Here is a 23,413-nt window from a genome sequence, read left to right as displayed (position 1 = left end):
AGTCCGGCAACGGCCGATGACCGGCATGCGGCAGCCGGGCAGAACAAATATAGCCTGTCTAGCTATCAAATGGACAAACCATCCCCCGCTTTGACGGCAGGTGAAGAAGGTCAGTCGACGATCAGGCCCTTGCCCAGGCCACGGGTCAGGCGGACCGGCTTGATTTCGCCGAAACCACGGACGTTTTCCGGCGGTTGGGGCAGCATGACGAACCGTTCGTCATGTTCGAGTGCTGACGCGGTCATGGAGTCCACCAGCACCGTGCCGGGATCAGCCAGGGTGGTAAGCCGGGCAGCGAGGTTAACGGTGGGGCCGTAGATATCGCCAAGCCGGGACAGGATCCTGCCCCAGACCATGGCTACCCGGGCTTCCGGCAGGATTTCGTCCTCTGTGAAAGCCTGCGCCAGGGCCAGGGAGATCTCGGCGCCGGCCGCTGGGGTCTCGGCGATGTAGAGGACTTCGTCGCCCACGGTCTTGACCAGGCGGCCGCCGCCGACGGAAATAATCTCGGCGCACTTGTTCTCGAACCGCTGCACCAGGCGGGCCAGTGTCTTCTCGTTCATCCGGCGCGAGAGGCTGGTGTAGGACACCAGGTCGGCGAAGCCTACGGCCCGCGCCAGCGGCAACGGCGCATCGTCCTCGTCGCCTTCGCGGCCTTCTTCGCTGGCCTGCAGTCCCGCTTCGGCCCGGACGGCCAGACGCTGGATGCCGGCATTGAGCTGGCGCCGCCACGAATAGACCAGCACTTCCTCGAGGGCATCCACCAGTGCCGGTAGCTCGTTGACCAGCCGCTTGCGGGCGACCGCATCGGTGACCCCCTGTTCGTGGACGAGGTCCTCCACCAGGGCTTCGATCTGCCACACCACCATGCGGTCCGTCATCTGGCCGATGGCGCGGGTGACGGAAATGGCCGCTTCCTCGGTCAGCTTTCCGCTGCGGACGAGGTCCACCACGGTTGACAGTGCCGCCTGGTCGCGTTCGGTGAAGGCAACGTCCTCGTCACCGAAGTTCGGGAACCCCAGTGCGCGCCAGAGTTTGCGCGCGGACAGCAGGGACAGGCCTGCGCCCGCTGCCACCTCGCGACGGCGGAGCTTGCGTTCGCCGCCGAGCAGCCGCGCTTCGAGGGCTTTCATGGCCAGGCGCTCTGCGGACATCGCTCCGGTGGGAGGGTGCGGGTCAGTGGCAGGGGACGGCGTGACCGGATCCACGAGCTCCTGCTGGTCCTCATCGTTCATTCCGTCCACCTTCTCTCATTTCCGTCGGCACTGCCCCGGAAGGGTAATCCCCTGCATCTCCGGGCGGGAGGCGCTCATCGGGCAGTTCCCCGATGGCGTCAAGGATGAAATCCCGGAACCTGGCGGCCTCCGGCACGTCCCGGAATGTCGTCACGCCCTCATACCCGGTTTCCAAGGATATATTCCCGGAGCGCAGGAGGCGTTGAAGCACGCCCTCGTGGACTGTGAGGTTGCGGACGGAGAGGAGGTTGACCTGCTCTTCGCGCCGCCGGAAGATGCCGGACCTGGCCACCATCCGCCGGCTCGTGAGGGTATAGCGTGTCGCGTGCCAGCGCATCAGCCGCGGGAGGCAGTAGCCCAGCCACACCCACGCCGCAGCCAGCACGCAGGCCGTCACCAGCCACGGGGTCCAGCGTGCCTCCAGGGCCGGAACCAGGCGCCGGGCTTCCCCGCGCACGATCCAGGCGGACGCGAATGCCGCCACCGCGGGGGCGATGATGAATGCGGCGGCGGGGCCGGCCAGTTTCCTGGGTTGCGGGCGGGTGGTGACGATGACCTGTTCGCCGGGAACGAGGTCCTTACGCATAACCACCTTGGCCGGCGTCTTCCGGTGCGGTCCAGGGCCGCAGGTGCACCACGTCCCCCGCGGTGACCACATGCTCGCGTGAATCCTTGTCCACCACCAGCAGTGAGCCGTATTCGTCCAGGCGGGAAGCATGGCCAATGATCTCGTGGTCGCCCGGCAGCTGCGCCCGTACCTGCCGGCCCAGCGTCACCATGACGGACTCGACGCGCTTATGCAGGGACGGGCCGCCTGCCATGCCTGCCGTGGGGTCGCCGTCGGCGTTGCAAAAACTCCGGTAGAGCACCGCAAAGTGGGACAGGTAGCTCTTCAGCAGCTGGGTCCGGTCGGTGGTCTGCGCCCCCTCAAGGAACACCGAGGTGGCCGTGGGGACCGGCAGTTCGTCCTCGTGAAGGGTGACGTTCAGGCCGGTGCCCAGCACCACCGGCGGGACGGTGCCGTCCGCCATGGGGCCCATCTGGGCCAGGATGCCGGCAATCTTCCGGCCGCGGACCAGGACATCATTGGGCCATTTGAGTTCGGCCGGGATGCCCGCCGTTTCCAGCAGGGTTTCGCGGAGCGCCAGGGCCGCAATGAGCGAGAGCCATGAGTAGCTCTGCGTTGGCAGCGGCCGGCCCTCGGCATTAACGGGCCGCAGCACAACGGAAACGGAGACCGAACTTAGGGGCGGCGCTTCCCAGTGCCTTTCCAGGCGTCCCCGGGCAGCGGTCTGGTACTCGGCCGTCAGCACGGACAGATCCGGCCAGGACGCGGGCTCCACAGTCACTGCCCGGAGCAGGTCGGCGTTGGTGGAGCCGGTGGAGTCCACCACGTCGAGCCGGGCGATGCCGGCGGCGGACAGGAAGCGCTGATCGCCCAGCTCCGACCTGTCCAACGGGATACCGGGGATATGCGCTTCAGCCATAGCTAAATCCTACCGAGCCAGGGAATGCCGCCGCACCGGCGGCCTGCCCCTTGCCGCTACAGGAAAATGTCCGGAACCAGCCGGTCCTCCGGGGCCCCCAGGCTGTAGGGGCGGAAATCGGAAACCCCTGCCGCCGCCAGCACCTGCTCGTCGGTGTAGAAATTGCCCGTGGCCTGCCCGCCTGCGGGCAGGTTGCTTCCGGTCAGGATGGCGTGGGCGGCGTCGGCCATGATCTGGGGTCCGCGTGCGGCCTGGACGATGGCCTCGCCCTGCGGCATGTTCCTGATCGCGGCCGTGTCGATCAGGGTGCAGGGCCACAGCGAATTGACGCTGATCCGGTGGTCCTTCAGCTCCTCGGCCAGGCCCAGCGTGGTCAGGCTCATCCCGTATTTGGCCATGGTGTAGGCCAGGTGCCGGCCGGCCCAGTGTGGATCCAGGTTCAGTGGCGGGGACAGCGTGAGGATGTGCGCATTGCCGGACGCGCGCAGCGCCGGCAGCGCGAGCTTGGAGAGCAGGAAGGTCCCGCGGACGTTGATGTCCTGCATGAGGTCGTACTTTTTCATGTCCACGGCATCGGTGGTGGACAGGTCAATGGCGGAGGCGTTGTTAACAACGACGTCGATGCCGCCGAAGCGGTCCACGGCCTCGGCCACGGCGCGGGCCACGTCCTGGTCGTTGCGGACATCCCCCACCAGGGGCAGTGCACCGCCGCCCGCCTCGGTCAGTTCCTGCGCGGCGGTAAACACCGTGCCGGCGAGTTTGGGGTGGGGTTCGCCGGTTTTGGCCATCAGGACGATGTTGGCGCCGTCCGCCGCCGCCCGCCGCGCGATGGCAAGGCCGATGCCGCGGCTGCCCCCGGACATCAGGATGGTCTTCCCGCGAAGCGAACCGGAGGCCCGGTAGGGGCTGGCGGCAGCGGTCAAAGCGTCGTTGCTCGAAGTCATGGAAACACTGTAACCCAGATAAGTTACCGGCGAGTAACATAGTGGTCCGGGTGAGGGCACGGCAGAAAATTGTAGGTTCCCTACAGCCGCGGGCACTCAAACCGTCATTAGACTTGCCAGCAGGGTTCGTTTTTTGTGTGGAAGCTACTTAAGCGCCTCCAGAGCACAGCCCGTCAACAGACTCAGCGACACTGAACCAATCTGCAACAGAGCCGGAGATACTTGATGAGCCACGATCTGACAACGACAGCGGGAAAGATTGCCGATTTCCGCGACCGCCAGGCACGTGCCGAACAGCCCTCCGGCCCCGAGGCCGTCGAAAAGCAGCATGCGCGCGGGAAGAACACCGCACGCGAGCGCATCGCCCTGCTGCTGGATGAGGACTCGTTCGTCGAGTTCGACGCCCTCGCAGTGCACCGCTCCACCGCCTTCGGCATGGAAAAGAAGAAGCCCCTCGGCGACGGCCTGGTGTCCGGCTACGGAACCGTGGACGGCCGTCCCGTGGCGGTCTACAGCCAGGACTTCAGCGTGTACGGCGGTTCGCTGAGCCAGGTCAACGGCGAGAAGATCGTCAAGGTGCAGGAATTCGCCCTGCGCAACGGCTGCCCGGTGGTTGGCATCCTCGACGGCGGCGGCGCCCGCATCCAGGAAGGCGTCGCCTCGCTGGCCATGTTCGCCGATATCTTCCGGAACAACGTGCACGCGTCCGGCGTCGTGCCCCAGATCTCCCTCATCATGGGCCCCTCCGCCGGCGGCGCCGCCTACTCCCCCGCCCTCACCGACTATGTGGTGATGGTGGACAAGACGTCCCACATGTTCATTACCGGCCCCGACGTCATCAAGACCGTCACGGGCGAGGATGTGGACATGGAAACCCTCGGCGGGGCGCGCCAGCACAACGCCACCACCGGCACGTCCACGTACCTCGCCTCGGATGAAGGGGACGCAATCGAGTTCGTCCGCGAACTCCTGGACTTCCTGCCCTCCAACAACCTGTCCGAGGCCCCGGTCCTCGAACACGCCCAGGAAAACGCGGTCAACGACGACGACCTCGCCCTCGACACGCTGATTCCCGATTCGGCCAACCAGCCCTACGACATGCGTGCAGTGGTTGAGCAGATCGTCGACGACGGCCATTTCCTGGAGATGCAGGCCCTCTACGCGCCGAACGTCATGATCGGCTACGGCCGGGTGGAAGGCCACACCGTGGGAATCGTGGCCAACCAGCCGCTGCAGTTCGCGGGAACCCTGGACATCGCCGCCTCCGAAAAAGCGGCCCGCTTCGTCCGCAACTGCGACGCCTTCAACATCCCCATCATCACGCTGGTGGACGTTCCGGGCTTCCTGCCGGGCAAGGACCAGGAGTTCCAGGGCATCATCCGCCGCGGCGCCAAGCTGCTCTACGCGTACGCCGAGGCCACTGTGCCCAAGCTGACGGTCATCACCCGCAAGGCCTATGGCGGCGCGTACATCGTCATGGGTTCCAAGAAGCTCGGGGCGGACCTCAACCTGGCGTGGCCTACCGCGCAGATCGGCGTGATGGGCGCACAGGGCGCCGTCAACATCCTTTACCGCCGCGACCTCGCTGCAGTAGCCGAGGACGGCGGCGACGTCGAAGCCCGCCGCGCCGAGGTCATCCGGCAATACGAGGAAGAACTCCTGAACCCCTACCAGGCGGCCGAACTCGGCTACGTCGACGCCGTGATCGCGCCGTCCGATACCCGGCTGCAGATTGTCCGGGGCCTGCGCGCCCTCCGCGACAAGCGCGCCAGCCTCCCGGCCAAGAAGCATGGGAACATCCCGCTGTGAGTGCCACCGGAACGCCGGACCCAGAAGAAACCGCCGCGGCTCCCCTGCTCTCTGTTGTCAAGGGGCAGCCGAACGCCGAGGAACTCGCTGCGCTCACCGCCGTCGTACTCTCCCTCGGCGGCCAGGAAGCGGCCAAGCCTGCCGCGCCAACCGCACGGCACTGGGCGCGGCGGCAACGGCTGGGCCTTGCCCCAACGCCCGGCCCGGGCGCCTGGAAGCGCAGCAAGGGCTAGCCACCGGCGACGGCGGGGGCCCGCACCGGCGCGTTCCTCGCCCGGGGCGCGCCGCCGGGCTAGTCTCGGATGGTGACTACCGACACTTCCCCCGCCGCACGTCCGCACACCCGCATCGACGCCGTCGCGGACGCCTATACGGACACCCTCGTCCGCCTGAATCCGTCGCTGGCGACCACCCTGGGACTGCCGGGCCGCGAAACCGAGTACCAGGATTTCTCGCCCGCAGGCATCGCCGAGTTCGCAGAGGTGGCCCGCAGGGCGCTTACCGACCTTGAGGGCCTGGAGCCTGAGGATGACGTTGACGCCGTCACGCTGGACGCCATGCGCGAGCGGCTTGGGCTGCAGCTGCTGATCCACGCCTCCGGGTGGGAGTACGCGGACCTGAACAACATTGCCTCGCCCGCGCAGGACATCCGCGCGATTTTCGACCTCATGCCCACCGCCACGGATCAGGACTGGGAGCACATCGCCGGCCGCGCGCAGAACGTGCCCGCCGCCGTCGAAGGCTACATCGAGTCCCTGCGCCTTGCGCGCGACGCCGGCCGGGTGGCCGCGGCCCGCCAGGTGAACATCGTCATCGAACAGGCCACGAAGTACGCCGCCGCAGACGGATTCTTCGCCAAGCTCGCCGCCGGCGCCGCCACCGAAACCGGCCCGCTGGGCACCGCCCTGCAGGAGAAGCTCGACGCCGGGGCTGCCGCCGCCCGCCGCGCCTACACCGGGCTTGCCGAGTTCCTCCGCACCAACCTGCTGCCCGCCGCACCGGAGAAAGACGCAGTGGGTAAGGCCCGCTATGCGCTGGCATCACGGTCCTTCCTGGGCGCCACCGTGGACCTGGAGGAAACGTACGCCTGGGGCGTGCAGGAACTGGACCGCCTGATCGCTGAACAGGAGGTGGTGGCCGGGACCATCAAGGCCGGCGCCTCCATCGCCGAAGCCAAAGAAATCCTGAACAACGATCCTGCCCGGCAGATCAAAGGCACCGACGCGCTCAAAGTCTGGATGCAGGAACTCTCCGACAAGGCCGTCGCGGAGCTGGCCGGCGTCCACTTCGACATCCCGGACGTCATGAAGAAACTGGAATGCCTCATCGCCCCCACCGATGAAGGCGGCATCTACTACACCGGCCCCTCCGACGACTTCACCCGCCCCGGACGGATGTGGTGGTCCGTTCCCGCGGGCGAGGACACCTTCACCACTTGGGCCGAAACCACCACCGTCTACCACGAAGGCGTCCCCGGCCACCACCTTCAGGTGGCCACCGCCACCTACCGGCGCGAACTGCTCAACAAGTGGCGGCGCAACATCTGCTGGACCTCCGGGCACGGCGAAGGCTGGGCCCTCTACGCGGAAAAGCTCATGCAGGAACTCGGATACCTCGACGACGCGGGCGACCACATGGGAATGCTGGACATGCAAAGGATGCGCGCAGCCCGGGTGGTGTTCGACATCGGCGTCCACCTGGAACTGGAGGTGCCCGCACGCTGGGGCACCGGCACGTGGACCCCGGACAAGGGATACGGGTTCCTCAAAGCCAACCTGCCCATCAGCGAAGGACAGCTCAACTTCGAGTTCACCCGCTACCTGGGCTGGCCAGGCCAGGCGCCCTCCTACAAAGTGGGCCAGCGCCTCTGGGAACAGATCCGCGCGGAACTTGAGTCACGGCCAGGGTTCGACCTCAAGGAGTTCCACACCAAGGCCCTGAACATCGGCTCTGTTGGACTCGATACGCTACGGCGGGCGCTGCTCTCATAACTGCCTGCGTGGCCGGGGCCTGGTCCGGGGCGGCGAGGGCGCACTCTCTGGCTGCCTGAGTCCTTCGCGATGAGAAAACGACGGGGGTGCTTCGGGCCGTCCCGTTACCCAAGGTCGGTTAAAGGAGATGCCGCCGCCCGGGTCGGCTCACGCACCCTGTTGGTCTGCAGGTGGGTGTTCGGCCACGCAGAAGAGGTTCCCCTCCAAATCAGCCAGAGTTGTCCACTGCACGTGTGGGAATTCATCCAGGACGTCCCACCGGTAGGTGGCCCCGAGGCTCAGGAGGCGATCGACCTCTGCCTGTCGTGACCCCCAGGGGACAGTCAGGTCGAGGTGGAACGCTTGGTGCTCGGGGCGGGGACCCTTCATGGGTTGGAAGAACATCGCGAACCCTCCGGGACCAGCAGGTGGCAGGTAGACGCTGTCACCACCGGGCGAGGGCAAGGCGCCGGTTACGGACGCCCAAAATTCGGCAAGCGCGGCTGGATCCTGGGCCTCCATATTGATCGCACCAAGGGCGATCTGATGAGTCGTCATTTTTGCAACGCTAGCAGGACCCAGAGCGCCTCCGTTTGTGCACGCCGGCGCGGGAACCTTGCCGACCGCAGTCCAGCTGGGAAAGTCCAAATCCGCTGACAACATCATTGAGATTCCTTCGTCGCTATGACACAAGCTGCCGGAAGGCTCCCTCACCGAGCTTTGCGCACCGCACCGCACGGCACGGCGAGATGTTAAGCACACCTCTCCCGGGAATAAGTAACAAAACCCGCCGCCTTCCTTGGTTTTCCGGGATTTTCTGTTTCTTCCCGAGCCTGGGCATGCGTAATATTTCTCAATATTGTTTCGACGTGATATTGGCTTCGGACCTAGCGTATTCGGGTGAGCACTCAGACAAGCACCCCCTCCCCCGCAGGGAAGACGGGCTTCCAGCTTCCCAAGTGGGCTGGATCGTTCGGCTTCCAAATCATCGCCGCACTCATCGTGGGCCTGGCCCTCGGCCTGCTGGCCAAGTACACCGGCAGCACCAAGACCAACCCCAACGGCCTCGGCGCAACACTGCAGACCATCGGCTCCAGCTACGTGTCGCTGCTGCAGACCGCCGTCGTACCCTTGATCTTCACGGCCGTGGTGAGCTCCATCTCCAACCTTCGCCAGGTTTCCAACGCCGCCCGGCTGGCTTGGAACACCCTGCTGTGGTTCGCCATCACGTCCCTGATCGCGGTGCTGATCGGCATCGGCCTGGGCGTCCTGCTGCAGCCCGGCGCCAACACCGGAATCACTGAGGAAGCCAAGTACGCAGGTAAGTCCGGCGACTGGTGGTCCTTCCTGATCGGTCTCTTCCCGAAGAACTTCCTCGGCCTGGGCGCGAGTTCCACGGTTGCCGAATCCGGGGCCGTAACCACCTCCGTCAGCTTCAACGTGCTGCAGATCCTGGTGATCGCCATCGCCGTCGGCGTTGCCGCCCTCAAGGTGGGCAAGGCAGCCGAGCCCTTCCTGAACCTCAACGCCTCCGCCCTCGCCGTGATCCAGAAGGTCCTTTGGTGGATCATCCGCATCGCGCCGCTGGGCACCGTCGGCCTGATCGGTAACGCCGTCGCCGTTTACGGCTGGGACACCATCGGCTCCCTGGGCAAGTTCACGGTTGCCATCTACGCCGGACTGGCCCTGGTGCTGTTCGTTGTGTACCCCATCCTGGTCCGCACCCACGGCCTGTCCGTCAAGCAGTACTTCTCCGGTGTCTGGCCGGCCGTCCAGCTGGCCTTCGTTTCCCGCTCGTCCGTGGGAACCCTGCCGCTCACCCAGCGCGTCACCGAGCGCAGCCTGGGCGTCCCCCGCGGCTACGCCTCGTTCGCCGTCCCGCTGGGCGCCACCACCAAGATGGACGGCTGCGCCGCGATCTACCCGGCCATCTCCGCCATCTTCGTGGCCCAGTTCTTCGGCATCCAGCTCGACTTCAGCCAGTACCTGCTGATCGCCCTGGTCTCCGTCCTGGGATCCGCTGCGACGGCCGGCACCACCGGCGCCGTGGTGATGCTGACGCTGACGCTCTCAACGCTGGGACTGCCGCTGGCCGGCGTCGGACTGCTCCTTGCCATCGACCCGATCCTGGACATGGGCCGTACCGCCGTCAACGTGGCAGGCCAGGCCCTGGTCCCCACCATCGTGGCCAAGCGCCAGGGCATCCTGGACGAAGCGCTGTACAACGCGCCCCGCAACGGCACCCCCTTCGTTGACGACGACGCCGCCAACAACGGTGCCGCAACGGACGGTACTGCTGCCGACACCGCGCCCCGCGAACTGCAGGACGCCAAGGCATAGTCAACGCCGGTGCCGCCAGGCGCCACGAATGTGCAATCACAGGAAGTCCCCGGGAATTCTCCCGGGGACTTCCTGTTGTCCCGGGCTGTTGCCCCTGGACGCTAACCCCGGCCAGCCGGGGCCCTTAGGCGCGCGGTCAGTGTCCGCCGCCGCCGATCACCCCGTTCTGGACCGCCTTGGTCACGGCGTCCGCCTCGGCCTGGGTCAGCTTTCCATCCGTGACGGCCTGGTCCAGGCGGGTCTTCAACGCTGCGGCCCGGTCTGCCTGTGCCTCGGTACGGAGCTCGTCGAGCGCCGCCGTTACCTTGGCCTCGTCAATTCCGAGCGATGCTGCCAGGGACTTGGCCAGCGCAGCTTCGCGGGCGGCCATGTCAGGCTTCTCGCCCTCGGCCGGCGGTCCACTGGGCTTGTTGGCCTCACGGAAAGCCTTCAATGCGTCAGTGACTTTCGCCTCGTCCACACCAAGCTTCTCCGCCAGTGCCGACGCCTGGACGCCGCCGCGTTCACCTCCGCGTCCTCCGTGGCGGCCCATGCCGTCATGGCCCGTGCCGGAGCCCGTGCCTGTGCCGGCATCGGCAGAGGCACTGGAACTGGCGCTCGGTGAGGGGGTTGGCGTCGTCGTGGCAGAGGCAACTCCCGCCACCCCAATGCCGGCACCCACGGCAAGCGCCGCGGCCGACAGGCCGAGCGCCATCTTCTTCCTGCGTGACATTCTCTTCTCCTGCTCCGCCGTCGCCAGACGGCTGCTGTGGTTAGACCCTTTCCGGGTCCTACCAAGCATCCGTGCGCAGGTTCGGTAAAGGCTGTTGGGAGCCTTTCATTCTCCTGTGAATTTAACTTGCCCTCTGTGCAAAATTGCACGTAGTGTAAGAGCGTGAATTCACCCTCGTCCCCGCCTGACGCGCCCGCGGCTCCCTCACGCCGCGAACTGAACAAGGCAGCAACCCGGCAGGCCATTACGGACGCCGCGCTGGCGCTGCTCCGGTCCAAGGGGCCCGGCGGCTTCACGGCCGAAGACATCGCCGAGGCTGCCGGCATCTCCCGACGCACCTTCTTCAACTACTTCAACAGCACCGACGCAGCCCTGGCGTCCGTGACCCACGGCTTCCTGGATATTGTCATCCGGCAACTGCAGCTGCGGCCGGCGGAGGAACCGCTGCTGGAGGCGGCACAGGCTGCCCTCATGGCCCTGGCGGACCCCAGGACGGTGGAGCCCCTGGCCGAGCTGTTCGCCCTGACCCAGCACAGCCAACTGATGGCCCACACCGAACTCGAGGCCTGGGACCACTGCCGCGCCCAGGTCTTCACCGTGGCACGCGACCGGGTGGCAGCAACGCCGGATGGGTCGGACGAACTGTACGTCCATGCCCTGGCCGGCTCCGTCATCTCCTGCGGAAAGGCCGCCATGGAGGTCTGGTTCAGCCGCCGCGGACCCGACCTGTCGCCCGCTTCCCTCGCCGAACTCCGGCAACTCCTTATCGACGCCATGGCCCTCCTGGGCTCCGGCTTCACCCCGCCGGCTGGTGCCGGCACTTCCACCGCGCCGGCCACCCCGGCCCGCCCGTCAGCCCCATCAGCCGCCCACTCCTCCTGACCAGATCGGTTTCCCTCATGGCACTGCTGCTCTACCGCCTTGGCAAGTTCTCCTACCGCCGGCGCTGGCTGGTCCTTTCGTTATGGCTCGTGGCACTGGTTGCCGTCGGCGGTTCCGCCGCGGCATTCCACGGCACGCTGTCCAACAATTTCCAGATCCCCGGTACGGAAACGCAGCGAATCGCGGACAAGCTGAAGGAAGACCTTCCGTCCGCATCCGGCGGCACGGCCACGATCGTTTTCGAAGCACCCGACGGCGGCTTCACCGACGCCAGCCGGGCGGCGGTCACTGACGCCCTGAAGAAGCTCGAAACGCTCCCGGAGGTCCGCGGCACCGTGGACCCGTTCGCCACCCAGGCCCAGGTGGACCAGGCCGGGCAGGCCATCACCGACGGTGAGCAGCAGCTGGCCGCAGGGAAGGCCAGGCTGGATGCCTCCAAGACGCAGCTGGACGCCGGAAAGGCACAGCTGGAGGCGGCAGAGCAGCAGATGGTGGCCGCCGGCGCACCGGCAGCCGCAATCGAGGCTCAACTGGGCCAGCAGAAGGCCGCAGCGGCCGAGGGCCAGGCAAAATACGACGCCGGAGCGAAGGAACTCGAGGCCAGCAAGGCCAAGCTGGAACTGGGCAAGCGGCAGGCCGAAGCATCCTCGGCCATCCGCTTCGTCTCCGAGGATGGCAAGGCTGCCGTAGCCCAGGTGCAGTTCAACGGCTCCATCAACGGGCTGAGCCCCGAGGTCCGGCAACAGGTACAGGACATCGCGCACGCGACCTCCGCCGCAGGCGTCACAGCCCTGGCCAGCAAGGAAATCACCGAGGACATCTCCGAGCTGTTCGGCATCGCGGAAATCATCGGCATCGCCGTCGCAGCCTTGGTGCTGATCATCATGCTCGGCACCCTGGTGGCGGCCGGCCTCCCGCTCCTGATGGCGATCATCGGCGTCGGCGTGGGCGTAGGCATCACCTTCGCGTTGTCCGGCCTCTTCGACATGAGCTCCATCTCCCCCATGCTGGCGCTTATGCTGGGCCTCGCCGTCGGCATCGACTACTCACTGTTCATCGTCAACCGGCACCGCACCCAGCTCCTGGCCGGCATGGATCCCGAGGAATCCGTGGCCCGCGCCACGGGGACATCCGGCAACGCCGTGGTGTTCGCAGGCCTGACCGTCATCATCGCCCTCGCCGCCCTGGTGGTCCCCGGCCTGCCGTTCCTTTCCGTCATGGGCCTGGCGGCCGCCGGCACGGTGGCGGTGGCGGTCCTCGTCGCCATCACCCTCACCCCGGCCATGCTGTCCCTCATCGGCCGCCGCATCATCTCCAAGCGGGCCTGGGCCAAGGCCAACGCCCACAACGCAGAGCCCGGCCACGAAGCGGCCGACGACGCCAAGGACCGCGAACGCAGCACCCGCGGCTGGGGCGGCCTGGTAACCCGGCACCCCGTGCTCGCCATGGTGGCCGGCGTCATCCTGCTGGGCACGCTGGCCCTCCCGGCCACCCAGCTGCAGCTCGCCCTGCCCGACGGCGGCTCCGAACCGGTGGATTCCGAGGCCTACCAGGCCTACGACGTCACTGCCCGCAGTTTCGGCGAAGGCGTCACCGGCCCCATCGTTGCCGTAGGAGAGTTCCCCGCCGGGCTGGACGAGGCCGCAGCCACCACCCTGCAGTACGACATTGCGGACAAGCTCCGGTCAGTGGACAACGTGGTGGCAGCCGTACCGGTAGCCATCAGCGAAGACCGCCGCACCGCCGTCTTCCAGGTCATCCCGGAGGAAGGCCCGGCCAGCGCCAGCACGGTCAAGGTCGTCTCGGAACTCCGCGGCCTGAACGGCGAAATCAAGGCCGACTACGACGTAGCCATGGGCCTCACCGGGCAGACCGCCGGCAACATCGACGTCTCCACCAAGCTCGGTGACGCCCTGCCGCCCTACCTGGCCATCGTCGTCGGGCTGTCCCTGATCCTGCTGCTGCTGGTGTTCCGCTCCATCGTGGTGCCGCTCCTGGCCACGGGCGGCTTCCTGCTTTCGCTGGCTGCCGCGTTCGGCGCCGTGGTGGCCGTCTACCAGTGGGGCTGGCTGGGCACCGTGTTCGATGTCGCCAACCCCGGCGCAGTCCTGAGCTTCCTGCCGATCATCCTGATCGGCGTACTGTTCGGCCTGGCCATGGACTACCAGGTGTTCATCGCTTCCGGCATGCGCGAGGCGTACATGCACGGATCCACCGCGAAGGAGGCCGTGCGGGTGGGCTTCCGCCACGCCGCCGCCGTGGTGACCGCCGCCGCCATCATCATGGTCAGCGTGTTCGCGGGCTTCATCTTCAGCCACCTCACCATGGTCCGGCCGCTCGGCTTCGCGATGGCGTTCGGTGTGCTGCTGGATGCGTTCGTGGTCCGGATGACCATTGTCCCCGCCGTCATGTACCTGCTCGGCGAAAAGTCCTGGTGGCTCCCGCGCTGGCTGGACCGCCTCCTGCCGGACGTGGACGTGGAAGGCGCCAAGCTCAGCCGGCCGGAGAACGCGAAGGCGTCCGCAGAGCTGGTCCACTAGGCTGATTCCGTGGTCCGCCTGATACTTGCCTCCCAGTCCCCCGCCCGCACCAAACTCCTGGCCGAAGCCGGCATCCGGCACACCGTGCTGGTCTCCGACGTGGATGAGGACGCCGTGCAGGCGCGCTACGGCGTGACTGATCCGCACGACACCGCCCTCCTGCTGGCCCGGGCCAAGGCCGAGGCCGTGGCGGCGCTCCCGGACTCCGAGGGCGCATTGGTCCTTGGCTGCGACTCGGTATTCGAGTTCGACGGCGAGGCGCACGGCAAGCCCTACACGGCCGACGTCGCGCGGGAGCGGATGCTCCGGATGAGCGGCAGCTCCGGGGTGCTGCACACAGGACACTGGCTGGTGGACTGCCGGGATACGGACACGGACGACGACGGCGGTGACGGCGTCGGATCCGGCGCCACCCTCGGCGCGGTTGCCTCGGCCGAGGTCGCCTTCCTGGACATGGACGCTGCGGAAATCGACGCGTACATCGCCACCGGCGAGCCGCTGCACTGCGCTGGGTCTTTCACCATTGACGGCCTGGGCGGGGCCTTCATCCGGAAGGTCGACGGCGACCCGCACGCCGTCGTCGGCCTGTCCGTTTCCACCCTCCGGGGGCTGCTGGCCGCTGCAAACGTGCGCATCACCGATCTCTGGCCACCGCGCTGAAAGGCGGCAAATTACACCGGACTTGTAGCTTCCCTACAAAGCATTGACGGTTTACACGCGGATTCCGCAAGTAATATCGGCGGAACCTCCAAAACCGCGCTAGGCTCCCTGAAGGAAAGAAGGAGACGCCTTGTCAGCAAATATGGAGCAGTCCGCCGGTACCACGCAGCAGAGCCTCACCAAGGTGCTGATCGCCAACCGCGGTGAAATCGCGGTGCGCATCATCCGCGCCGCCCGCGACGAGGGCATCGCCTCCGTGGCGATCTACGCCGACCCGGACCGCGACGCCCTGCACGTCCGCCTTGCTGACGAAGCCTATGCCCTGGGCGGTAACACCGCCGCCGAGTCGTACCTGGTGATGGACAAGATCATCGACGCCGCCCGGCAGTCCGGTGCGGATGCCATCCACCCCGGCTACGGCTTCCTGGCCGAAAACGCCGAGTTCGCGGCCCGCGTGATCGAGGCCGGCATCACCTGGATCGGCCCGTCCCCCGAAGCGATTTCCGCCTTGGGCGACAAGGTCCAGGCCCGCCACATCGCTGAAAAGGTGGGTGCGCCCCAGGTTCCCGGCACCGCCGATCCTGTGCAGTCGGCCGAGGAGATTCTCGAGTTCGTGGACAAGTTCGGCCTGCCCGTGGCCATCAAGGCTGCTTTCGGCGGCGGCGGACGCGGAATCAAGGTGGCTCGCACCCGCGAAGAAATCCCCGAACTGTTCGAGTCCGCGGTCCGTGAGGCCACCGCAGCCTTCGGACGCGGCGAATGCTTCATCGAGCGCTTCCTGGACGCTCCCCGGCACGTTGAAACCCAGTGCCTCGCCGACGCCCACGGCAACGTTGTGGTGGTGTCCACCCGCGACTGCTCGTTGCAGCGCCGCAACCAGAAGCTCGTCGAAGAAGCCCCGGCGCCCTTCCTCACCCCCGAGCAGAACCAGCGACTGTACGAATCCTCCAAGGCCATCCTGAAGGAGGCCGGCTACCTCGGTGCCGGTACCTGTGAATTCCTGGTGGGCCAGGACGGCACCATCTCCTTCCTTGAGGTCAACACCCGCCTGCAGGTGGAGCACTGCGTGTCAGAGGAAGTCACCGGCATCGACCTGGTCCGCGAACAGTTCCGCCTGGCCCGCGGCGAGGAGCTGGGCTACGGCGACCCCGAGGTCCGCGGCCACTCCATCGAGTTCCGCATTACCGGTGAAGATCCGGGCCGGAACTTCATGCCCGCCCCGGGCACCATTGCCACGCTGAAGAACCCGACCGGCCCCGGCATCCGGATTGATTCCGGTGTGGAGCAGGGTGACGTCATCAGCGGCAACTTCGACTCCATGCTGTCCAAGCTGGTGGTCACCGGGGCTACCCGCACCCAGGCCCTGCAGCGCTCACGCCGCGCCCTGGAGGAGATGGTGGTGGAAGGCATTCCCACCGTCATCCCGTTCGACCTCGCCGTGGTCAGCAACCCCGATTTCGCTCCGGCGGAGGGCCCCTTCAAGGTGCACACGCGTTGGATCGAGACGGAGTTCAACAACGATCTGCCGGCCTGGAACCCCCACGGCGCCGCCGAAACCGAGGACGCCGAAGAACGCCAGCGCGTGGTGGTCGAGGTAGGCGGCAAGCGCCTCGAAGTGGTACTCCCGGCCTCCCTGGGTTCCCTGGGCGCCGGCGCCGCTCCTGCGGCGAAGTCCGGTAAGTCCAAGAAGCGCGCACGGTCCGGCGGCCCCGCTGCCGCAACCGGCAACGCCCTCACCTCCCCCATGCAGGGCACCATCGTGAAGGTGGCTGTGTCTGAGGGCGATGTTGTAGCCGAGGGTGACCTGGTAGTGGTCCTGGAGGCCATGAAGATGGAGCAGCCCCTCACGGCGCACCGTTCCGGAACCATCACGGGCCTGAAGGCTGTAGCAGGCGAGACGGTGTCCGCGGGCGCCGTGATCGCCACCATCGAAGACTGACGGGCCGGAGGCACCCATGCTGGCACCCAGTTTCCAGGAAGAAGTGGCCCGCTACCACGAGGCGGTTCCGGAGATCACCCGGGGCAACACCGATCCCATCAAGGACCTCTACTCCCGGCTCGAGGACGTAACGCTCGCCAACCCCTTCGGCGGCATCGCTAAGGGTTGGGCACAGGTTGAAGCCCGGCTGGACCAGGCCGCCCGGCAATTCCAGGACGGCGAGATGCTCGGCTTCGACACCATCACGTCGTACACGGCGCGCGACACCGCCTACCTGGTGGAAACCGAGCACTTCCGTGCCCGGCTGGACGGTGCTGCGGCTACCGAGGAGTTCGCCCTCCGGGTAACCAGCATCTTCCGCCGCGAGGAGGGCTACTGGAAGCTGGTGCACCGCCATGCCGATCCGGCTGCGCGGCCCCAGTCCCGCAGGTCGCTGGCCCAGGCGACGGCCGGCTGAACCAGCCGGTAGCGCGCCGCCCGGCGGCTCAAGAGTCCGACCCGACCGGGCAGACTACGGATTAGCCTTTCCACACCACCCAGCAGCCCGGAGCTATCCGCTCCGGGCTGCTGGCGTATGGCGGGCCATTGCAGGCACACTTAGCAGGTGTTGTCTTTCCTGCTCCTGGCCTCCCGGGCCGAGGACGCCGCCGCCGATGATGAGTACGCCGCCTACCTGAGGTACGGCGGCCTGGAGGAGCGCGAGCTGCGACGGATCCGGCTTGAAGCGGCTCCCCTGCCCGAACTGGACCTCTCCGAATACTCCGGCGTGATTGTGGGCGGCAGTCCGTTCACCTCCAGCGATCCGCCCGAGGGCAAGAGCCCCGTCCAGCACAGGGTCGAACAGGAACTGTCAGGCCTGCTGGACCAGCTGGTGGCCCGCGATTTCCCGTTCCTGGGTGCGTGTTACGGGGTGGGGACACTGGGCAGGCACCAAGGCGCCGTAATCGACCGGACGTACGGCGAGCCGCTCGCGGCCGTGGAGATCGGCCTCACCGATGCCGGCTTGCAGGACCCGCTGCTGAAGGGGATGCCGCAGGCGTTCACCGCTTTTGCTGGCCACAAGGAAGCCTGCAGTTCGCTGCCCGACCATGCGGTTCGCCTGGCAGGATCCGCAGCCTGCCCCGTGCAGATGTTCCGGGTCCGGTCAAACCTCTACGCCACCCAGTTCCACCCCGAACTCGATGCGGAGGGCCTGGTAACGCGCATCGACATTTACCGCGACGCCGGCTACTTTCCTCCGGAGTCCGCCGAAGACCTGATGGCCGATGCCCGGAAGTTCACCGTGACCGAGCCGATGAAGATCCTGCGGAACTTCGTGGAGCGTTACGCGGCCTGAGCTGCCGGTATTCCGGATTCCCCCGTTTCCGGGTTTCCGGGTTTCCGGGTTTCCGGGTTTCCGGGTTTCCGGGTTTCCGGGTTTCCGGGTTTCCGGGTTTCCGGGTTTCCGGGAGCGATTATCCGGGCAGGGCGGATCACTGGCAACCGCATCCCCTTCATGTGGTTCCTTGGCTCGCCTTGGAGGTTCAGTCAGCGTGCCCGCTGTTAGGTGGCGCCGGCTTGATGACGCGGCCCAGAACTTGGACGGATGGTCGTGGGGGCGGGGGCTTGCCGGGTGCCCGCGCCGGGGCTCGGGCTGCCCCTGCATGTTTGCCCGGGCTGCTGGCGTGGGTGAAGGCTGTCCCGGGCGGTGGCGGTGCGGTGGAGTGATAGATGTGGCCGGTGGGGGTCCGGAGCTTCACGGTGTGGCGCGCGACTTGCCTGATCTCGGGGGGTCCGTCGGGAAAAAGTGCGGGGCAAGGAAGCTGCGCGGTTTCGGGCACTGGGACGGGTGTTGAACTCCAGCCGGGGCTTTCCTTGGTGTGGTTGCAGGCCTCGCAGAGTCCTTGGCCGTTGGAGGCTGTGGTGTCGCCGCCGTGGCGCCAAGGGCTGATGTGGTCGTGGTGGCGGATAGGTGCGTCACAGTACGGGGTCCGGCAGGTGTCGTCGCGGATTTGGAGGAAGCGTTTGAGTCCTGCCGGGAAGAGCCGGGCTTTGGAGTCCATCCCGATGAGGTCACCGGTGCCGGGGGCGGTGTAGAGCCGCCGGACCCACACAGCCATCGCGGACTCGGGCTGGTCTCCGGTTTCCTCACCCGCTCTGTTGCCGGCAGGGTTCCCGGGTGCGCCGCTGATACCAGTGCCGGTCGTACCGCTGCCACTGCGGCTGCGGCTCCGGCTCCGGCTGCCGGTCCTATCCATACCGCCGCCGGTTGTGGTGCAGGTACCTGAGTGGTCTCCGGTGGCCAGTTCGCGGGCCCATTGGGCGGGGACGATGCCGTAACCGGTAAGTCGGGCGGGTTCGGAGTCGGCCTGGAGGAGGGTGCGGTCGGTCATGACGAGCTGGACCTCGACCCCGCTGATCCCGCCCGGGGCCCCGGTGACCCGTTCAACGAGGGTGTCGGCCATGGCCTGGCCCGTGGACCGGCCGTCCCCGGCTGAACGGAGGGTGCCGGCTTCCCTGGTGAGCGCGGCGAAGACCGCTACGCCCTCGGCGACGGGCAGCAGCGCGGTCAGGCGGGCCATGGTGTCCGGCGCCGGGCGCAGGCTGACCGTCCGTGCACCCACGGCTTTTGCGGCGCGCCTGGCCACGGAAGCAGGATCCCGCCGGTAGGCGGCGGCCTTGACCGCGGAGACGATGGTCCGGTCCCCGGCACCATCGAAGGTGCCGGTATCGGCGGCGAGTTCCTCATCCACCCCTGCACGGTCCTCGGGTGAGAGGCAGATGGTTTCCTTCACGACCAAGGTGGTACGCCACTCACTCAACCGCCCGGACCGGAACGCCGCGAAAGTGCGGGGCATCCCGGTCAGGGTCCTGGCCAGTCCCAGCAGCCGCCCACCCCGGGACGGGGATTCCCGGCGTGCCAGCGCCACCTGCGCCCCGACCCCGGCGCCCTGTTCGTCGGCCGGAACACCGGCAGCAGCCTGCTCCCGCCGCTGGGCCAGGTCAAAAGCCACAGTGATCTCGGTCTGCCTCGCCGCCGCTACAGCCTTCACATCCTCAAGCTGCCGGAGCTGGTCGATCATCCCCGCACCATCAGCAGCAAACGGCACCACCGCCAAAATCCTCAACGCATCAACCACGCTCGGGGCAGCAACACCCGACGAGTGGCATGCGGCCGGTCGCGGTTCCGCAGGCGAAGGAACATGGGCGGCCGAAGTTTGTACGGTGGTTGGCACGTTCGCCGGCCGGCTGGCAGCAGGTTGGGGAGTCGCGGCGGGTTGGGAATTTGCAGACCCTGGGCCGGCGGGAGGAGGGACATGGACGGCCGGGGCATGCGGGGCCACAGGACGGGCGTCAGCAGCAAACGGGACAGGGACAACTGAGCCGGGCGCGGACGTGTGCTGGAAAGCAGGTGGCGCGGCGGCAGCTGTGTGCACCATCTCCGCTGCCGCCACGCCAACCGTCTCCATGACCAAAGTCTTCCAGCACCCACTGACATTCCCCACGCCCCCAAAGCCCTATGTGCAAAACCCGGAAGCAGGGATGGGACTCCCCCGGTGAACTGCTTACTGCACCCCAAACGAACAGCAACCCGTGGCGCCGCCGTCGTACGTACATGCCATGTCCGTGTCCGTGTCCATGTCCAAAGGCGAGGCAACCTCGGAGCGGCGAAGGCCGCCGGAGGAACCCTTCAGAAAAGGAAAATGCCCGGACAGTCCAGGGACTGTCCGGGCATTCCTGCAAGGCTGGGGTCAGGCTACGTTGTTCTCGTAGTCGAGGTCCCGGGTTTCCTTGCTGACGAACAGCGCGATGAGGGTCAGCACGGCCATGGACGTCAGGTAGACACCCACCAGTACCGGGCTGCCGTCGGCGAGCTCCCACAGCGCCACGGCGATGAACGGCGCAACTGCCGCACCCAGGATGCTGGAGAAGTTGTAGCTGATGGCCGATCCCGTGTAGCGGACGTTCGTGGGGAACAGCTCCGGCAGGAGCGCGCCCATCGGCCCGAAGGTCAGTCCCATGAGCGAGAAGCCCAGGATCAGCAGGGCCATGGTGCCCACGAAGCCGCCGCTGAACAGCGGAACGAAGAGCAGGCCGAAGGCGAAGATGCCGGCGGTAACACCGATCAGCATCTTCCGGCGGCCATACTTCTCAGCAAGCGGACCGGAAACCAGGGTGAAGATGCCGAAGAACACGACGCCGGCAATCAGCATCCAGAGGAAATCGTTGCGGGTGTAGCCCAGGCCCGGAACAAACGCCGCCGCGGCGGCTTCGGACATCGGCTTTCCGGCCTTCTCGGCGGCCGCCTTGGCCGCGTCGAGGCTGGAGGCACGTGTGCCGTAGGTCAGGGTGAACGTGGTCATCAGGTAGAAGAGCACGTACGTGGCGAGCATGATGAAGGTACCCAGGATCAGCTGGCGCCAGCTGGTCTTGAAGACGCGGCCCAGGGGCAGCTTGGCGACCTCGTTGGACTCGATCACTTTGGTGAACGCCGGGGTTTCGATCAGCTTCAGCCGCACGTAGAGGCCGATGATCACCATGACTGCGCTGAGCAGGAACGGAACACGCCAACCCCAGGCCTGGAAGGCAGCGGGTGAGAGCGTGTAGCTGGCCACCAGGAAGATGACGTTGGCGATGATGAAGCCGATGGGAGCGCCGAGCTGCGGGAACGTGCCGTAGATGGCGCGCTTGTTGGCCGGTGCGTTCTCAGTGGCCAGCAGGGCCGCCCCGCTCCATTCGCCGCCAAGGGCCAGGCCCTGGGCGAAGCGCATGACTACCAGCAGCGCCGGTGCCCAGAACTCCCAGCCCGGTACCAGCGCAGTGGGCAGGCATCCGATGAGGAAGGTGGCAATGCCCATGGTGAGCAGCGAGGCCACCAGGGTCCCCTTGCGGCCGAACTTGTCGCCGAAGTGCCCGAAGACGATGGACCCCAGCGGGCGGGCGACGAAGGCCACACCGAAAACCGCGAAGGAGCTCAGGAGCTGGGTTGTCTCGTTCTGGCCGGGGAAGAACAGCTGCGGGAAGACGAGGACCGCCGCAGTTGCGTAGACATAGAAATCATAGAACTCGACCGTGGTGCCGATCAGGCTGGCGACGATCACACGGCCGCGGGAGTTCACCGGCTGGGGTGAACCGGGCACCGTGGAGGTGTCGGTGGAAGACATGTGTAAACGCTTTCGTGAGAAACCGGCCGGATACAGCGGGCTGCCCCGGCGCGAAATAGTTAGAGTTCAATATTAGTTCCGCTGGTCCAGTCAATGGACGAAAGGTCCAGTATTTGGACCTGTGCTGTGCGTCTCACTTTTTGGGCACCTTCGCATCCTAACGGCGTCCGGCGGGCACAGATAGGCAAATGTCACAGCCCGTTAACATCCGGCGTCGGTCCGTGAAACGCGCCGTCCCTACCTTTGAGGAACAACATCCCCCCAAAGGAGGTAACCCGTGACTGTTGACCGCACCGCAGATGCCGGCACCGGCAATTCCGTTGATCTGGACGCCTCGTCCCCGGAATCAGCCGCAGCATCCGCCAGCGCACAGCCCGGCACTACCCGCACCGCAACCGCACCAGCCCTTGAATTCCGCCCCGGCCGCTGGATCGCCAACTGGGACGCCGAGAACAAGGAACAGTGGGAAACCGCCGGCCGCTCCATCGCCCGCCGCAACCTGAACTGGTCCATTTTCGCCGAGTTCCTCGGCTTCGTTGTCTGGCAGCTGTGGTCCATCGTGGTGGTCCAGCTCCCGGCAGCAGGCTTCACCTTCACCACATCAGAGATCTTCTGGCTGATCTCGATGCCCAGCTTGGTGGGCGCCACCCTTCGCATTCCCTACACCTTCATGGTTCCCCGCTTCGGCGGCCGGAACTGGACCATCGTCTCCGCCCTGCTGCTCCTGATCCCCTCGATCGGGCTTGCGATGTGCGTCTCCAACCCGGAGACACCGTTCGGCGTGATGCTCTTGGTGGCAGCCCTGGCCGGCTTCGGCGGCGGCAACTTCGCCAGCTCCATGGCCAACATCACCTTCTTCTACCCGGCACGCGAAAAGGGCTGGGCCCTGGGCCTGAACGCCGCAGGCGGAAACCTCGGTGCCGCCGTCGCGCAGCTCGCCGTTCCCATCGTGATCACCCTCCTGGCCGCCGGCACCGTCAACCTGCCCATGGCCGGCCTGATGTGGGTCCCGTTCATCCTGCTGGCCGCCTTCGGCGCCTACAAGTACATGAACAACCTCACCAGCGCCAAGGGCGATGTGGCCGGATCCGTGGCCGCACTGAAGGAACCGCACCTGTGGGTCATGGCGTTCCTGTACATCGGCACCTTCGGCTCGTTCATCGGCTTCGCCGGCGTGTTCCCCAAGCTGATCAAGGATTACTTCCCGGAGTTCTCCACCATCGGCGTGGGAACCGTGGCCCTCTCGCTCGCCTTCCTGGGCCCGCTGGTGGGCTCGCTCGCCCGGCCCTACGGCGGACGCATGGCTGACCGCATGGGCGGCGCCCGGATGACCGTTTCAGCCTTCGCCTCCATGGCCGTGATCACCCTGACCATGATCTGGACGCTGCCACTGAAGAACTTCTGGCTCTTCCTGGTCCTGTTCCTGATGCTCTTCACCGCCAGCGGCTTCGGCAACGGCGCAACCTACCGGATGATCCCGGTCATCTTCGCCACCAACAGCCGGGCTGCACGCAGCGGAGCCAGCTCCGTGGCCACCCAGCGGCTGGCTTCCTCAGCACTCGGCCTGATCTCCGCGATCGGCGCCTACGGCGGGTTCCTCATCCCGCAGGTACTGAACGCGTCCAACACCGCCAGCGGATCCTACACCCCGGCCTTCTACGGCTTCGTGGGGGCCTACGCCCTGATGCTGGTGGTCTGCTGGGCCAGCTACATCCGCAACGCCAACCGAAACGCGATGGGACACGTCTAAC

General features: G+C 66.7%; 19 protein-coding genes. 11 read left to right on the top strand and 8 right to left on the bottom strand.

Annotation, left to right across the window (positions count from 1 at the left end; translation table 11 throughout):
• Positions 1–110: 110 nt before the first annotated feature.
• Genes BLT71_RS08090 through BLT71_RS08075 form a run of 4 tightly spaced genes read right to left on the bottom strand, consistent with a single transcriptional unit; the run spans position 111 to position 3,666 of the window.
• Positions 111–1,235, bottom strand: a complete 1,125-nt coding sequence (locus BLT71_RS08090) for an adenylate/guanylate cyclase domain-containing protein (protein WP_091719115.1) — start codon at positions 1,233–1,235, stop codon at positions 111–113.
• Positions 1,225–1,821: a PH domain-containing protein gene (locus tag BLT71_RS08085; protein WP_091719113.1), complete on the bottom strand. Its 597-nt coding sequence runs from the start codon at positions 1,819–1,821 to the stop codon at positions 1,225–1,227. The genes BLT71_RS08090 and BLT71_RS08085 overlap by 11 nt, the downstream gene beginning before the upstream one ends.
• On the bottom strand, positions 1,814–2,722 hold the full coding sequence (locus BLT71_RS08080) for a biotin--[acetyl-CoA-carboxylase] ligase (protein WP_091719111.1): 909 nt from the start codon (positions 2,720–2,722) through the stop codon (positions 1,814–1,816). The genes BLT71_RS08085 and BLT71_RS08080 overlap by 8 nt, the downstream gene beginning before the upstream one ends.
• Positions 2,723–2,778: 56 nt before the next feature.
• Positions 2,779–3,666, bottom strand: coding sequence for an SDR family oxidoreductase (locus BLT71_RS08075; RefSeq protein ID WP_091719109.1), 888 nt, complete (start codon positions 3,664–3,666; stop codon positions 2,779–2,781).
• A gap of 225 nt (positions 3,667–3,891) precedes the next feature.
• Between BLT71_RS08075 and BLT71_RS08070 the strand changes: the two genes are divergently transcribed.
• The 3 genes from BLT71_RS08070 to BLT71_RS08060 all read left to right on the top strand — a co-directional run bounded on the left by BLT71_RS08070 (position 3,892) and on the right by BLT71_RS08060 (position 7,466).
• Positions 3,892–5,475, top strand: coding sequence for an acyl-CoA carboxylase subunit beta (locus BLT71_RS08070; RefSeq protein WP_056080090.1), 1,584 nt, complete (start codon positions 3,892–3,894; stop codon positions 5,473–5,475).
• Entirely contained in the window at positions 5,472–5,708 is a 237-nt protein-coding gene (locus BLT71_RS08065) for an acyl-CoA carboxylase subunit epsilon (RefSeq protein WP_091719108.1), read from the top strand. Before BLT71_RS08070 ends, BLT71_RS08065 begins: the two co-directional genes overlap by 4 nt.
• Before the next feature lie 69 nt (positions 5,709–5,777).
• On the top strand, positions 5,778–7,466 hold the full coding sequence (locus tag BLT71_RS08060; RefSeq protein ID WP_407681237.1) for a DUF885 domain-containing protein: 1,689 nt from the start codon (positions 5,778–5,780) through the stop codon (positions 7,464–7,466).
• Positions 7,467–7,613: 147 nt separating this feature from the next.
• Here BLT71_RS08060 and BLT71_RS20565 read toward each other — a convergent pair whose 3' ends face one another.
• On the bottom strand, positions 7,614–7,967 hold the full coding sequence (locus BLT71_RS20565) for a VOC family protein (RefSeq protein WP_231994529.1): 354 nt from the start codon (positions 7,965–7,967) through the stop codon (positions 7,614–7,616).
• Positions 7,968–8,345: 378 nt separating this feature from the next.
• Between BLT71_RS20565 and BLT71_RS08050 the strand changes: the two genes are divergently transcribed.
• Positions 8,346–9,785: a dicarboxylate/amino acid:cation symporter gene (locus tag BLT71_RS08050; protein ID WP_091719104.1), complete on the top strand. Its 1,440-nt coding sequence runs from the start codon at positions 8,346–8,348 to the stop codon at positions 9,783–9,785.
• A gap of 136 nt (positions 9,786–9,921) precedes the next feature.
• Here the strand turns inward: BLT71_RS08050 and BLT71_RS08045 are convergent, their stop codons facing one another.
• Positions 9,922–10,497 carry a hypothetical protein gene (locus BLT71_RS08045; protein ID WP_091719102.1) on the bottom strand — a complete coding sequence of 192 codons (576 nt, stop codon included), beginning with the start codon at positions 10,495–10,497 and terminating at the stop codon, positions 9,922–9,924.
• 162 nt (positions 10,498–10,659) lie between these two features.
• Between BLT71_RS08045 and BLT71_RS08040 the strand changes: the two genes are divergently transcribed.
• The 6 genes from BLT71_RS08040 (at position 10,660) to BLT71_RS08015 (ending at position 17,854) form a co-directional block, all read left to right on the top strand.
• Positions 10,660–11,379, top strand: coding sequence for a TetR/AcrR family transcriptional regulator (locus BLT71_RS08040; protein WP_091719100.1), 720 nt, complete (start codon positions 10,660–10,662; stop codon positions 11,377–11,379).
• 17 nt (positions 11,380–11,396) lie between these two features.
• Positions 11,397–13,919 carry an MMPL family transporter gene (locus BLT71_RS08035; protein ID WP_091719098.1) on the top strand — a complete coding sequence of 841 codons (2,523 nt, stop codon included), beginning with the start codon at positions 11,397–11,399 and terminating at the stop codon, positions 13,917–13,919.
• Between the two features lie 9 nt (positions 13,920–13,928).
• Complete coding sequence (locus tag BLT71_RS08030; protein ID WP_091719096.1) at positions 13,929–14,579, top strand: Maf family protein; 651 nt, start codon at positions 13,929–13,931, stop codon at positions 14,577–14,579.
• Between the two features lie 142 nt (positions 14,580–14,721).
• Positions 14,722–16,518, top strand: coding sequence for an acetyl/propionyl/methylcrotonyl-CoA carboxylase subunit alpha (locus tag BLT71_RS08025; protein WP_091719094.1), 1,797 nt, complete (start codon positions 14,722–14,724; stop codon positions 16,516–16,518).
• Between the two features lie 16 nt (positions 16,519–16,534).
• Positions 16,535–16,975 carry a YybH family protein gene (locus tag BLT71_RS08020; RefSeq protein WP_091719092.1) on the top strand — a complete coding sequence of 147 codons (441 nt, stop codon included), beginning with the start codon at positions 16,535–16,537 and terminating at the stop codon, positions 16,973–16,975.
• A gap of 147 nt (positions 16,976–17,122) precedes the next feature.
• Complete coding sequence (locus tag BLT71_RS08015) at positions 17,123–17,854, top strand: glutamine amidotransferase (RefSeq protein ID WP_091719090.1); 732 nt, start codon at positions 17,123–17,125, stop codon at positions 17,852–17,854.
• 187 nt (positions 17,855–18,041) lie between these two features.
• On the opposite strand, the gene BLT71_RS08010 is transcribed toward BLT71_RS08015, so the two are convergent.
• Complete coding sequence (locus BLT71_RS08010; protein ID WP_091723897.1) at positions 18,042–19,580, bottom strand: HNH endonuclease; 1,539 nt, start codon at positions 19,578–19,580, stop codon at positions 18,042–18,044.
• A 669-nt stretch (positions 19,581–20,249) separates the two neighbouring features.
• A complete protein-coding gene (locus BLT71_RS08005) occupies positions 20,250–21,662 on the bottom strand; it encodes an MFS transporter (RefSeq protein ID WP_091719087.1) in 1,413 nt (470 codons plus the stop codon).
• Between the two features lie 277 nt (positions 21,663–21,939).
• On the opposite strand from BLT71_RS08005, the gene BLT71_RS08000 reads away from it, so the two are divergent.
• Positions 21,940–23,412, top strand: a complete 1,473-nt coding sequence (locus tag BLT71_RS08000) for an MFS transporter (RefSeq protein ID WP_091719085.1) — start codon at positions 21,940–21,942, stop codon at positions 23,410–23,412.
• Position 23,413 lies beyond the last annotated feature (1 nt).

Source organism: Pseudarthrobacter equi, from assembly GCF_900105535.1.
Classification (GTDB): Bacteria; Actinomycetota; Actinomycetes; order Actinomycetales; family Micrococcaceae; genus Arthrobacter; species Arthrobacter equi.
Note: the sequence above shows the minus strand (reverse complement) of the source record. Positions and strands in the feature narration are given on the sequence as shown.

Bases quoted from the DNA above. Each gene is read 5' to 3' on its own strand.
- BLT71_RS08090 (WP_091719115.1), bottom strand. From the start codon at position 1,235: ATGAACGATGAGGACCAGCAGGAGCTCGTGGATCCGGTCACGCCGTCC.
- BLT71_RS08085 (WP_091719113.1), bottom strand. From the start codon at position 1,821: ATGCGTAAGGACCTCGTTCCCGGCGAACAGGTCATCGTCACCACCCGC.
- BLT71_RS08080 (WP_091719111.1), bottom strand. From the start codon at position 2,722: ATGGCTGAAGCGCATATCCCCGGTATCCCGTTGGACAGGTCGGAGCTG.
- BLT71_RS08075 (WP_091719109.1), bottom strand. From the start codon at position 3,666: ATGACTTCGAGCAACGACGCTTTGACCGCTGCCGCCAGCCCCTACCGG.
- BLT71_RS08070 (WP_056080090.1), top strand. From the start codon at position 3,892: ATGAGCCACGATCTGACAACGACAGCGGGAAAGATTGCCGATTTCCGC.
- BLT71_RS08060 (WP_407681237.1), top strand. From the start codon at position 5,778: ATGGTGACTACCGACACTTCCCCCGCCGCACGTCCGCACACCCGCATC.
- BLT71_RS20565 (WP_231994529.1), bottom strand. From the start codon at position 7,967: ATGGAGGCCCAGGATCCAGCCGCGCTTGCCGAATTTTGGGCGTCCGTA.
- BLT71_RS08045 (WP_091719102.1), bottom strand. From the start codon at position 10,497: ATGTCACGCAGGAAGAAGATGGCGCTCGGCCTGTCGGCCGCGGCGCTT.
- BLT71_RS08035 (WP_091719098.1), top strand. From the start codon at position 11,397: ATGGCACTGCTGCTCTACCGCCTTGGCAAGTTCTCCTACCGCCGGCGC.
- BLT71_RS08025 (WP_091719094.1), top strand. From the start codon at position 14,722: ATGGAGCAGTCCGCCGGTACCACGCAGCAGAGCCTCACCAAGGTGCTG.
- BLT71_RS08020 (WP_091719092.1), top strand. From the start codon at position 16,535: ATGCTGGCACCCAGTTTCCAGGAAGAAGTGGCCCGCTACCACGAGGCG.
- BLT71_RS08010 (WP_091723897.1), bottom strand. From the start codon at position 19,580: ATGATCGACCAGCTCCGGCAGCTTGAGGATGTGAAGGCTGTAGCGGCG.
- BLT71_RS08005 (WP_091719087.1), bottom strand. From the start codon at position 21,662: ATGTCTTCCACCGACACCTCCACGGTGCCCGGTTCACCCCAGCCGGTG.